This window comes from Kitasatospora sp. NBC_01300 (genome assembly GCF_041435235.1).
Classification (GTDB): Bacteria; Actinomycetota; Actinomycetes; order Streptomycetales; family Streptomycetaceae; genus Kitasatospora.
In genome coordinates, this window is record NZ_CP108408.1 from 1643179 (window position 1) to 1655382 (window position 12204).

At 75.7% G+C, this 12204-nt stretch carries 10 protein-coding genes; 3 read left to right on the forward strand and 7 right to left on the reverse strand.

Annotation, left to right across the window (positions count from 1 at the left end; all coding sequences use genetic code 11):
- Positions 1–121: 121 nt before the first annotated feature.
- Positions 122–904 (forward strand): dioxygenase, encoded by a 783-nt coding sequence (locus OG556_RS07220; RefSeq protein ID WP_371516372.1) that lies wholly within the window; start codon positions 122–124, stop codon positions 902–904.
- Between the two features lie 22 nt (positions 905–926).
- Here the strand turns inward: OG556_RS07220 and OG556_RS07225 are convergent, their stop codons facing one another.
- The 3 genes from OG556_RS07225 to OG556_RS07235 all read right to left on the reverse strand — a co-directional run bounded on the left by OG556_RS07225 (position 927) and on the right by OG556_RS07235 (position 2849).
- Entirely contained in the window at positions 927–1574 is a 648-nt protein-coding gene (locus OG556_RS07225) for an NAD(P)-dependent oxidoreductase (protein WP_371516373.1), read from the reverse strand.
- Between the two features lie 257 nt (positions 1575–1831).
- Positions 1832–2218, reverse strand: a complete 387-nt coding sequence (locus OG556_RS07230; RefSeq protein ID WP_371516374.1) for a VOC family protein — start codon at positions 2216–2218, stop codon at positions 1832–1834.
- 4 nt (positions 2219–2222) lie between these two features.
- Entirely contained in the window at positions 2223–2849 is a 627-nt protein-coding gene (locus OG556_RS07235; RefSeq protein WP_371516375.1) for a GNAT family N-acetyltransferase, read from the reverse strand.
- A gap of 166 nt (positions 2850–3015) precedes the next feature.
- On the opposite strand from OG556_RS07235, the gene OG556_RS07240 reads away from it, so the two are divergent.
- Complete coding sequence (locus OG556_RS07240; RefSeq protein WP_371516376.1) at positions 3016–4554, forward strand: AMP-binding protein; 1539 nt, start codon at positions 3016–3018, stop codon at positions 4552–4554.
- A gap of 49 nt (positions 4555–4603) precedes the next feature.
- Here the strand turns inward: OG556_RS07240 and OG556_RS07245 are convergent, their stop codons facing one another.
- Positions 4604–5386: a LuxR C-terminal-related transcriptional regulator gene (locus tag OG556_RS07245; RefSeq protein ID WP_371516377.1), complete on the reverse strand. Its 783-nt coding sequence runs from the start codon at positions 5384–5386 to the stop codon at positions 4604–4606.
- A gap of 159 nt (positions 5387–5545) precedes the next feature.
- Here OG556_RS07245 and OG556_RS07250 point away from each other — a divergent pair, with 159 nt between their 5' ends.
- Entirely contained in the window at positions 5546–6373 is an 828-nt protein-coding gene (locus tag OG556_RS07250; protein ID WP_371516378.1) for a TIGR03084 family metal-binding protein, read from the forward strand.
- Between the two features lie 85 nt (positions 6374–6458).
- Here the strand turns inward: OG556_RS07250 and OG556_RS07255 are convergent, their stop codons facing one another.
- The 3 genes from OG556_RS07255 to OG556_RS07265 form a co-directional block, all read right to left on the reverse strand.
- On the reverse strand, positions 6459–9710 hold the full coding sequence (locus OG556_RS07255; RefSeq protein ID WP_371516379.1) for an error-prone DNA polymerase: 3252 nt from the start codon (positions 9708–9710) through the stop codon (positions 6459–6461).
- A 69-nt stretch (positions 9711–9779) separates the two neighbouring features.
- Complete coding sequence (locus OG556_RS07260; protein ID WP_371516380.1) at positions 9780–11444, reverse strand: DNA polymerase Y family protein; 1665 nt, start codon at positions 11442–11444, stop codon at positions 9780–9782.
- A 3-nt stretch (positions 11445–11447) separates the two neighbouring features.
- The gene (locus OG556_RS07265; protein WP_371516381.1) at positions 11448–12167 is read right to left on the reverse strand and encodes a hypothetical protein; all 720 of its coding nucleotides are present in this window, start codon (positions 12165–12167) and stop codon (positions 11448–11450) included.
- Between the last annotated feature and the right edge of the window lie 37 nt (positions 12168–12204).

A 12204-nucleotide genomic window follows, 5' to 3' on the forward strand; every position in this document is an offset into this window, starting at 1 on the left:
TGTGGTGAAGCCTACTCCTGTTGTTCAAATTCGAACGAAGGTGTACGGTCGGCGAGTAGAGGTTCAAATTTGAACTACTCTTCCGATCCACCCTTCCCGTTCGACCCAGGAGGAGGACGCCATGAGCACCGCGGCCCCCGAGCGTATGCCCGCCCTGTACCTCTCGCACGGCGCGCCGCCGCTCGCCGACGACCCGGTCTGGCCCGGTGAACTGGCCGCCTGGTCCGCCGACCTGCCCCGGCCCCAGGCCGTCCTGATGGTCTCCGCCCACTGGGAGGAGGCCCCGCTCGCCCTCGGCGCCGTCACCAGCGTGCCGCTGGTGTACGACTTCTGGGGCTTCCCCGAGCACTACTACCAGGTCCAGTACGCCGCCCCCGGCGCACCGGCGCTCGCCGACCGCGTCCGCAAGCTGCTGCGCGCCCCCGGCACGCCCGTCCAGGACATCCCCGACCGCGGCCTCGACCACGGCGCGTACGTCCCGCTGGTGGAGATGTTCCCGGAGGCCGACATCCCCGTCCTCCAGATCTCCATGCCCACGCTCGACCCGCAGCGGCTGATGGAGATCGGCCGCCGGCTCGCCCCGCTGCGCGACGAGGGCGTGCTGATCGTCGGCAGCGGCTTCTTCACCCACAACCTGCGGGCGCTCAGCAACGACGGCCGGATCAGCTCGGTGATGGCCGAGTTCGACGACTGGGGCCGGCGCGCCCTGGACGCCCACGACCTGGACGCGCTGCTCGACTTCGAGCGCAAGGCCCCCGCCGGGCGGCTCGCCCACCCGCGCACCGAGCACTTCGCCCCGCTGTTCGTCACCCTCGGCGCCGGCGAGGCCGACCTCGGCAGCCAGCGCAGCGTCATCGACGGGTTCTGGATGGGGCTCGCCAAGCGGTCGATCCAGCTGGGCTGACCGGGCTCGCCGCGACTGAGCGTCACAGCGCGCAGCAGGTGAAGCGCTCGCCGATGTGCTCGGGCTGCTCGACCTCGTCGACCAGGACGACCGCGTAGTCCGGCACCGAGATCCGGCTGCGCCCGGCGGCATCCGTGAGCAGCTGCTCCAGGCCCGTCCGGTAGCGGCCGGTCCGCTCCCCCGGGCCGATCTCGGCGGCCGGGCTGAGCACCGTCCAGCGGACGTCGGAGACCGCCCGGTAGAAGTCCAGCGCCGCACCGTGCGCGTGCATGATCTCCAGCACCGGCTCCGGCAGCCCCGGCGTGTCCCAGACCAGCACCCCCGGCGCGGTCTCCAGGCTGCCCGCGCCGCCGACCGCGATCAGCCGGGGTGCGGCGTCGCCGAGCGAGCGCAGGCCCTCCACCAGCGAACGGGCGGCCGGGCCGATCAGCGCCAGGTGGCCCGGGCCGTCGCCACCGCCGACCGCGCTCACCAGGACGTCCTGGCCGGCCGCCACCCGGGCCACCTGGGCCGGGTCCAGGACGTCCGCGCGTTCGACGAAGGCCGCCTCACCCCGGTAGTGGTCCGGGTCGCGGACCACCGCGGTGACTTCGTGCCCGCGCGCGGCCGCCTCCGCGACGACGGCGCTGCCGATGGTGCCGTTGGCGCCGATCACGGCGATCCTGGCCATGGGGTACCTGCCTGTCTCTCGGGTGGTGGGGGTCGGGGAAGGTCGCCGCGACGTGGCATCAGCCAGGTTCGATTATCGGACGGTTCCCCTGCGACGGCCCGAGACATCGGCCTGTCGTGTGACGGGTGCACCCGGCGGGGCGAAGCGACCGGCCGCCAGGTCCTCGTGGACCCGGCGGCCGGTCGTTCAGGCGGTGGCCCAAACGTTGGGCCAGGCGGTGGCCCGGGCAGTGCTCAGGCGGTGGCTCAGGCGGCGGCTCAGGCGTTGCCGGTGGCGATGCGCTCGGCCTGGCTGCGCTCGACGCACAGCTCGTTGCCCTCGGGGTCTCCCAGGGTGACCCAGCCCTTGCCGTCCGGGGTGCGGTGGTCGCCGAGCACCGTCGCACCCAGTGCGACCAGGCGCTCCACCTCCTCGTCCCGGCTGCGGTCCTGCGGCTGGAGGTCGAGGTGGACCCGGTTCTTCACCGACTTGCCCTCGGGCACCCGGATGAACAGCAGCGAGGCACCGGCGGACTGCACCACCGCCTCCTCGTCACCCGGGTTGTCGTCCTCGCCCAGGGTGCCGTCCAGCGCCTGGGCCCAGAACTGCGCCAGGCCGTACGGGTCGGCGCAGTCGATCGTCACATGTCGTACCAGAGATCCCATCCGGCTACTCTGACCTGCCGTGTTCGGTCCCGTCCAGCCTTTTCCTGGAGTGCCGGTGACCGTCCGACGGGAACTCCGGCGGCAGGGCCGTCAGCACCTCCTGGAAGGCGTAGCCGCTCTTCTCCGCGACCCGGCAGGAGGCCGGGTTGTCCACCTGGTGCAGCAGGTCGATCCGGACCAGGCCGTCGTCGGCGAGCACGTCGAAGGCCCAGGCGGTGAGCGCCACCACCGCACGCGGGGCCACCCCCCGGCCGCGGGCCGCGGCCGCCGTCCAGTAGCCCACCTCGGCCGCCTCCCCGCCCGGGGTGCCGCGCTTGAGCGCGACGTTGCCGAGCAGTTCGCCCGTACCCGGCTCCAGCACCGCGAAGCTGTACCGGCTGCCCTCCGCCCGGCCCCGGTACTGCAGCCCGAGCCAGTGCGCGGCCTCCTCGGCGTTCCCCACCGGGGTGCGGGTGAAGCGGCGCAGCGTCTCGTCCCGGTACGCCTCGATCAGGGCCGGTGCGTCCGCGTCCTCGAAGGGGCGCAGCAGCAGGCCCTCGGCCCTCGGGTGCGCGGCGACGGGGGCGGTCACCGCAGCCCCCCGGCGCAGTCCCCCGGCCTCGTGGACGGTGCCCGGTCGTTCGTCGTTCATGGTGCTTCTCCCCGTGGGTGCATGGCCGTTCGCTGCGATCTTCCTAGCAGGCGGCCGACCGACCGGGTGGCTCGGGTCGGGTCGACTCAGGTCGGGGATTCCCTCCCGCAGGCGACACCCCCGATCGGGGGTGTCCGGCGGGCGGGTGGGAGAGGACAGTGGGCGCATGCAGATTCCACTCTCCGTGACGGACTTCCTCGACCGGGCCGAGCTGGTCTACGGCGACCGGGTCGGCATCGTCGACGAGCCGGTGCAGCCGGCCGAATCCTGGGGCGAGCTGAGCTACCGCCGGGTCGCCGAACTGGCCCGGGCGCAGGCGGCCGGGCTGGACCGGCTGGGCGTCGGGCCGGGCGAGCGGGTCGCCGTCGTGTCGCACAACTCGGCCCGGCTGCTGACCTCCCTGTTCGGGGTGAGCGGGTACGGGCGGGTGCTCGTCCCGGTGAACTTCCGGCTGAAGGCCGAGGAGGTGGCGTACATCGTCGAGCAGAGCGGCGCGTCCGTGCTGCTGGTCGACCCCGAACTCGCCGACGCGCTGGGCGGGGTGGCGGCCAAGCACAAGTTCGTGCTCGGCGCGGACAGCGACGCGCTGCTCTACGACTTCGACCACTCCCCCCGGCGGTACGAGATCGCCGAGAACGACACCGCCACGATCAACTACACCAGCGGAACCACCGCCCGCCCCAAGGGCGTTCAGCTCACCCACCGCAACATCTGGCTGAACGCGGTACTGATGGGCCTGCACTACGGCGCCGGCGACCGGGACGTCTACCTGCACACCCTGCCGATGTTCCACGCCAACGGCTGGGGCCTGCCGTTCGCCCTCACCGGGCTCGGCGCCCGGCACATCGTGCTGCGCAAGGTGGACGGCGCGGAGATCCTGCGCCGGGTCGAGCGGCACGGGGTGACCTTCCTCAGCGGCGCGCCCGCCGTGGTCCAGATGGTGCTGGACGCGGCCGCCGAGTGGGACGGCCCGGTGCCGGGCCGGGACCGGGTGCGGATCGTGGTGGCCGGCGCGCCGCCGCCGACCTCGGTGGTGCAGCAGGTCGAGTCCGAGCTGGGCTGGGAGTTCATGCAGCTCTACGGCCTGACCGAGACCTCCCCGGTGGTCACGGTCAACCGCTCGCGCGCCGAGTGGGACGCCCTGCCCGCCGCCGAACGGGCCGAGAAGCTGGTGCAGGCGGGCGCCCCGGCGCTCGGCACCCGGCTGCGGGTCGACGCCTCCGGCGAGGTCCTGGTGCGCTCCAACACCGTGCTGGACGGCTACTGGCAGCAGCCCGCGGCCACCGCCGACGCCCTGCGGGACGGCTGGTTCCACACCGGCGACGGCGGCGTCCTCGGCGAGGACGGCCAACTGACCATCTCGGACCGGAAGAAGGACGTCATCATCAGCGGCGGGGAGAACGTCTCCTCGATCGAGGTGGAGGACTGCCTGTACGGCCACCCGGCGGTCGCCGAGGCCGCGGTGATCGGAGTGCCGCACGAGAAGTGGGGCGAGACCGTCAAGGCGCTGGTGGTCCTCCGGGAGGGCCAGGGGCCCGTCACCGAGGCCGAGTTGATCGCGCACTGCAAGCAGCGGCTGGCCGGCTACAAGTCGCCCACCTCGGTGGAGTTCCGGGCGGCCCTGCCGCGGACCGCCACCGGGAAGCTGCAGAAGTTCCGGCTGCGCGAGCCGTACTGGACGGGGCGGGAGCGGCAGGTCGGCTGAGGCGCGCCTGGTCGGCCGGTCGGGCGCGTCCGCCGGCCGGCCAGGCGTCTCACCGGTCGACCAGGCCGGACTCGCGTGCCGCCAGGGCGAGTTCGGTGCGGTTGCGGACACCGAGCTTGTGCATCGCGGATTTCAGGTAGCCCGTCACGGTGTTGCAGGTGAGGCCCAGCCGGGCGGCGATCTCCGGGTTGGTCCGGCCGGTCGCCGCCCAGCGCAGCACCTCGTGCTCGCGCGGGGTCAACGGCCTGACGGGGGCGGCCCGTCGGGGCGGTGCGGACTGCCAGGCGGCCGCCCCGGCCAGGGCCCGGGTCGCCGTCGCGGCCAGTTCGCCGACGGCGGCGATCCGCACGTCCCCGAACGGGACGACGGCGCGCAGCGACGCGTACACCACGCCGTACACGGTGTCGCCGTGCAGCAGCGGCACGGTGAGCATCGCGTACAGGTCCTCGGCGCTGACGGCGGCGTCGTGGTCGTGCGAGATCGTGGTGGCGGCACGGTAGTCGGGCACCCAGCTGGGCGCCCGCTCGGCCAGTGCCCGCCCGCCCAGGCCGGTGCCGGTCGGGACGGCCCGGTCGTGCAGCAGGTCGGCCCGGGTGCCGGCCCAGTGGCGCAGCACCATGCCCGCGTCGCTCCCCCGGGGCCCGGACGGCGGCTGCGGCACGCCGACCAGTCCGACGTCGGCCCCGCACTCGGCCACCACCCGCCGGGCGAGGTCGCCGAGCACGGCGTCCCGCACCAACTCGGCGGCGCGGGCGGCGAGCCCGGGATCGTCCGAGTGTGCCGGGGTGGTGAGGGTGTCCGCGGCCCCGGGGCCCGTCTTCGCCCTTGTCATCGCGAGATTGTCACACGCGGCACGGCCGCTGGCGAGAGTGCTGACGTGGGTGTTCCCCGCGTCTTCGACGGAGTGGCGGGCGCGGCGGCCGGGCCGGGCGTAGGGTGCGGCCGTGGCTTACCGGCGGGTAACGCGCCGGACCCGGAAGGAGGGAAGGCGATGACGGACCCGAACACCCCGACGACGCCCGCGGCGAGCGTCCTGACCGCGCTGCTGGACGACCTGCGGGCCGAGAGCGCGGCGCTGGACGCCCTGGTGGCCGGGCTGGACCCGGCCGGCTGGGCGCGCCCGACGCCCGCCGAGGGCTGGACGATCGCGCACCAGATCGCCCACCTGGCCTGGACCGACGACTGGACGGCGCTGGCCGCGCGCGACGCGGACGGCTTCGCCGCCACGGTCGACGAGCGCTTCGGCACCCTGCTGGCCGCCGGCGTCGACCCGGTGGACGAGGGCGCGGCCGGCGGCGCGGCCGCCGCACCCGCGGACCTGCTCGCCCGCTGGCGCGCCGGCCGGGAGGAGGTCTCGGCCGCGCTGGCCGCCACCCCGGCCGGCACCCGGCTGCCGTGGTTCGGCCCGCCGATGAAGCCCGCCTCGATGGCCACCGCCCGGCTGATGGAGACCTGGGCGCACGGCCAGGACGTCGCCGACGCGCTCGGCGCCGCCCGCGAGCCCACCGCCCGGCTGCGGCACATCGCCCACCTGGGGCTGCGCACCCTCGGCTTCGCGTTCACCCTGCACGGGCTGCCCGCCCCCGAGTCGCCCGTCCGCCTCGAACTGACCGCGCCCGACGGCGGCCTGTGGGCCTTCGGACCGGACGACGCCACCGACCGGGTGACCGGCCCGGCCCTGGACTTCTGCCTCCTGGTGACCCAGCGCCGCCACCGCGACGACCTCGCCCTCACCGCCACCGGCCCCACCGCGACCGCCTGGCTCCCCATCGCCCAGGTCTTCGCCGGCGCCCCGGGCAAGGGGCGGCCGCCCGCCTGAGCCGACCGGGTCGCCGTATGCGGCGGTGCGGACGGCAGGCCCGGAGGCCACCGCCTCGCCCCGCTCGGAGTCCGATCCGCGACTCTCAGAGCCCGATCCGCAGCGGGGTGAGCCGGGTGGCGATCAGGTTGGTGGCGCCGCGGTCGCGCTCGATGCGGCCGTGGACCAGCAGGCCGGCCCGGTCCAGGGCCGTGCGGCGCTGGGACTCCCAGACCGGGCGGTTGCAGACCACGTTGATCAGGCCGGTCTCGTCCTCCAGGCTGAGGAAGAGCACCCCGCCGGCCGTCGGCGGCCGCTGCCGGTGGGTGACCAGGCCGCCGACCACCACCTCCGATCCCGGTGCCGCGTCCGGGAGTTCGGCGGCGGACAGGGCGCCGCCGCGCTCCAGCCGGGCGCGCAGGTGCTGGAGCGGGTGGCTGGTGGCGGAGGTTCCGGTCGCCCACAGGTCGGCGATGGTCTCCTCGACCGGGCTCATGCCGGGCAGCGGCGGCGCCTCCGTCCCGGGCGTGGTCCCCGGGATCAGTGCGGCCGAGATCCCGGCGAACGCCCCTGCCGTCCAGAGTGCCTGACGTCGCGTCAGGCCGAAGCAGTCGAAGGCGCCCGCCGTCGCCAGCGCCTCCAGCGCCGGCGCGGGCAGACCGGTGCGGCGCGCGAAGTCCTCCAGGTCGGCGTACGGCTGACCGGCCGCGATCGCCGCGGCCTGCGGGGCGCCGATGCCGCGCACCGTCTCCAGGCCCAGCCGGATCGCCGGCTGCGGGCGGCCCGCGGTCAGCGGCGGCTCCGGCGTCGGCCCCCGGTACGGCTCCAGGGTGGGGCGCGGCGCGCTGGCGTTGACGTCCACCCCGCGCACCCGCACGCCGTGCCGCCGGGCGTCCGCGACCAGGCTCAGCGGCGAGTAGAAGCCCATCGGCTGGTTGGCCAACAGGGCACAGGTGAAGGCCGCCGGGAAGTGGTACTTGAGCCAGGCGCTGGCGTACACCAGGTAGGCGAAGCTGATCGCATGGCTCTCCGGGAAGCCGTAGTTGGAGAACGCCTCGATCTTGCCGTAGACGTCCTCGGCGACCTCCTCGGGGATGCCGCGCTCGGCCATCCCGCCGAGCAGCCGCTCGCGCAGCCGGGCGACCCGCTCGTGCGAGCGCTTGGCGCCCATCGCCTGCCGCAGCCGGTCCGCCTCGGCGGGCGTGAACCCGGCGCAGTCGATGGCGAGTTGCATCATCTGCTCCTGGAACAGCGGCACCCCGAGGGTCTTGCCGAGCGCGTTCTCCATCAGCGGGTGCGGGCAGCCGGCCGGTTCGGCGCCCGCCCGGCGGCGCAGGTACGGGTGGACGGAGCCGCCCTGGATCGGGCCCGGCCGGATCAGCGCGACCTCGACCACCAGGTCGTAGAAGTGGTCCGGCTTGAGCCGGGGCAGCGTCGCCATCTGGGCCCGCGACTCGACCTGGAACACGCCGACGGTGTCCGCCCGGCGCAGCATCGCGTACACGCCCGCGTCGCCGTCCGGGATGGTGGCCAGGTCGTAGCGCAGGCCGTGGTGCTCGGCGACCAGGTCGCAGGCGTCGTGCAGCGCGGCGAGCATGCCGAGGCCGAGGAGGTCGATCTTCACCAACCCGGCACCGGCCGTGGACTCCTTGTCCCACTGCAGCACCGAGCGCCCGGGCATCCGGGCCCACTCGGTCGGGCAGATCTCGCCGATCGGCTCCCTGGTGAGCACCATGCCGCCCGAGTGGATGCCCAGGTGGCGCGGCAGGCCGTGGAGTTGGCCGGCGAGCGAGAGCACGTCGGCGGGGATCACGGCGTCCGCGCCGGGCGCGGAGCGGAAGTCGGTCTGCCGGCTGAACGCGTCCACCTGGCCCTGCGGGTAGCCGAGCACCCTGGCCGCGTCGCGGATCGCCAGCCGGGGCCGGTAGGTGATCACGTTGGCGACCTGCGCGGCGTGCTCGCGGCCGTAGCGGCGGTAGACGTACTGGATGACCTCCTCGCGGCGGCGGTTCTCGATGTCCAGGTCGATGTCGGGCGGACCGTCCCGGGCGGTGGACAGAAAGCGTTCGAACAGCAGCTTGTAGTGGACCGGGTCGACGGCGGTGATCCCCAGGGCGTAGCAGACCGCCGAGTTGGCGGCCGAGCCGCGGCCCTGGCACCAGATGTCCTGGCTCCGGCAGAAGTCGACGATGTCGTGCACGATCAGGAAGTAGCCGGCCAGGTCGAGGTCCTCGATGACGTCCAGCTCCAGGGCGAGCTGGCGTCGGGCGGCCGCGTTGCCGGGCCCGAAGCGGGCCGGGCCGTCGGCGGCGACCAGGGCGCGCAGGTGGCTGATCTCGCTCTCGCCCTCCGGGACGGGGAAGCCCGGGAGCTCCGGGTCCAGCCTGGTGAAGTCGAAGGCGCAGGAACGGCCGAGTTCGGCGGTGGCCCGCCGCACCCCCGGGAAGCGGGCCAGCCGGGCGGCCATCTCCCGGCCGGAGCGCAGGTGCGCGGTGCCCGCGGCCCGCGTCCAGCCGACCGCGTCCTGGAGGGTGCGGCGCCCGTGCAGCGCGGCCAGGCTCTGCGCCAGCCGGCCCTGAGCCGGTCCGGCGTGGTGGGCGTTGGTGGAGGCGACCACCGGGAGGCCCTGCTCGGCGGCGAGCGCGGCGAGGGCGTCATTGCGCCGGTCGTCACCGGGAAGCCACTGGTCGATCAGCTCCACGTGGACGTTGTCGCGGCCGAACGCCTCGGTCAGGGTGCGGAGTTGGTGACCGGCCGTGCCGTCGTCGAGTTTTGCCGGGACGCGGCCGAGGCGGCAGCCGGTGAGCACCGCCCAGTGCCCGTCGTGCGCCCCGGCCAGTGCCGCGAGGTCGTACGCCGGGCGGCCCTTCGCGCCGCCGGCCAGTTGGGCGGCGGCGATCGCGGCGGACAGCCGGCGGTAGCCGGCCGGGTCGCGGGCCAGGACCAGCAAGTGTTCCACCTCCGCGCTGTCGTGACGGATCGTCAGTTCTGCGCCGAACGCGGTGGCCACGCCCGTCCCCCGGGCCGCCTCGGCCAGCCGGACCGCGGCGTACAGGCCGTCATGGTCGGTGATCGCCAGCGTCTCCACGCCCAGCCGGGCCGCCTCGGCGACCAGGTCCTCCGGGTCGCTGGCGCCGTCCAGGAAGCTGAAGGCGGAATGGACGTGCAGTTCGGCCCAGGGCTCGCCGCCGTCGACGGGGGCTCCGGGGACGGGGGCTCCAGGGGTTCCGGGGGCTCCGGGGGCGGGCTCCTTCTGGGCGGGGCGGCGCAGGGGGACGACCTTACGGTCCGGCGCGGCGCCGGTCAGGCGGCGGTGCAGCTCGCTCCAGGGGAGGGTGGGGTGGCTGGTGAAGCCCATCGGGGGTCGCCTTCGTTCTCGCGGTTCGTCACCTCTCCCCCCTCGGATCCCCCCTCGGGTCGGCGGCCGTCAGTCGTAGCCGGCCTCCAGGTACCACGCGCCCCCCTCCACCGTGAGCAGCAGCGCCCGGCCACCGCCCAGCACGACCTGGAACCGGGCCCGGCGGCGGGCGAGCGACTGGTCCCACCAGTACTCGACCGCCGGCCAGGGGCCGGTCCAGCCGTCCACCCGTTCCCGTCGCCCCTGCCGCCCCTGCTGCCCCTGCTGCTCCCGGCCCGACGGGCCCTCGTGGAACACCACCAGGGCCGGCCGGGCCGACACCCCCGCCCGGCCGTCCACCGTGACCGGCAGCCCGGCCTCGTCCAGCACCCGCACCGGCACCGGCTCCCGCAGCACCACCGCCGGCCACACGTCCGGCAGCCGCCCGGGCCAGGGCGCGCCGGCCGGCCCCGCCGCCTCGTACGGCTCGCCCCACGGCACCTTGACCGCCTGCTCGCCCGGACCGCGCCCGCCGGCCGACTCGATCCGGCGCAGCCCGGCGTGCCCGAGCACCGCCTGCACCCGGGCCACCGCGCGCTCCACCCGGTCGTCCGCGACCGCCTGGCCCCACAGCGCCAACTGGCGGCCCTGGTCCGGGGAGAGGCCGTCGGGGGCCAGCCGGAGCAGGGCGAACCCGGCGTCGGGCGCCTCCCCGGACGCGGCGAACGTGCCCGCGCCCTGCCAGGCCTGGAGCTGCCAGCGGACCCGCTCGGCCAGCGCCGTCGCCGACAGCCCGCCCTCGTGCCGCCACAGCCGCGAGGCCGTCCGCCCGTCCGCGCAGGCCACCTCGACGGCCACCCGGCGGCAGGTCAGCCCGGCCCCGGCCAGCCGCTGGTGCAGCTGCTCGGCCAGCGTGCGGGCGACGAACACCAACGGCTCCGCCAACGACTCGGGCGGGTCGAAGCGCTGCTCGACGGCGAGGTCCGGCTCCTGGTCGCGCGGCACCAGCGGGCGCGGCTGCAAGCCCCGGGCCAGCCGGTGCGCCACCGCCCCGGCCGGGCCGAAGCGGTCCGCGACCGCCTCGGGCGGCAGCGCGGCGAACGCCCCGACGGTCGGCAGGCCGAGCCGCCCCAGCACCTCCGCCAGCGCCTCGTCGCCGAGCACGCCCACCGGGTACGGCGCGAGGAACTCCGCCGTCCGCCCGGCCGGCACCAGCACTCCGGCGCGGGCGGCGAGCACTGCGGCGAACAGTCCGTCGGCGACCCCGACCTGGGCGGGCGGGGGCAGCGCGTGCCCCGTCGCAGGGGCGGCACCCGTACCGGGCACGGCGACCGCGCCGGGGGCGGCGTCCGGTACCGGCTCCCGCGCCAGCGCGTCTGCCACCGCCGTCCGGACCTTGGCCGCCAACGCCTCCTCGCCGCCGAAGTAGCGGCCCGGCCCCTTCACCGGGATCGCGCACAGGCCCGGGCGAACCACCTCCACCCGGGGCGTGAACGCCTCCACCGCCGCGACCACCGGCTCGAAGCGGCCGGTCTCCGCTTCCGGATCGCGGTCGCGCAGCTCCAGCGCCGGGCAGAGCCGCTGGGCCAGCTTGAGCCGCTGCCCCTGCCGCACCCCGGCCGCCCGGGCACCCGCCGAGCAGGCGAGGATCCGCCCGCCCTCGGTCACCGCCACCGGGTCGTCGCCGGTGACGGCCGCCATCGGCCAGTCCGGGCACCAGACCACCAGCACCCGCGGTGTCCTGTCGTCCGCCATCGCTCACACCACCGCTACCCGTTCGAGCGGCTGCTCGACGGCCCCGGGCCGCCCCGGAACGGGGCGCTCCAGGACGGGACGCTCCAGGGTCGGCCGGTCCAGGACCGGTCTGTCCAGGACCGGCCGTACCGCGCCGTGCTCGTCCGGCAGCCAGAGCCGGGCGGTCCGCCCGCGCACCGCCGAACCGCGCCCCTCGGCCACCACCTCCACCTGCCGCCCGGCGAGCTGCCCGTAACCGTCCCCCAGCCCGAACCAGCGCCCGGACCGGACCCCGAGCCGCAGGGCCGCCCCCGGCCACGGCCCGGCCACCAGCAGCACGCAGCCGCTGCGCCGCAGCACCGCCGCCAGCCGGGTGGCCAGCTTCGGCGGCACCGGGCCGTCCGGGCGCAGCATGACCAGTTCGACCGCGCCGGCCAGCACCGACACCACCTCGGCCCAGTGCGGCCCCGGGTCGTCCGCGACCAGCAGCCGCCGCAGGTCCAGCCCGTACCCCTCGGCCGCGGCCAGTCCCAGGTCCGGCAGCCCGACGGCCGCCGCCCAACCGCCCTCGGTCTCCTTCACCCCGGCCGCCAGCGCCAGCAGCAGCCCGGTGTCCCCGCCCGCCACCGACACCGCCGTCCCCCGCCGCAGCCCGCCGTCCGGCAGCACCTCCCGCAGCGCCGGCACCACCGGCACCACGCCCCTCCCGACCCGCCCTTCCACCGGCACGGCGGCCGACGCCACCGGCCGGAGCGTCGGTCGCTCGGCGATGGAATCGAAA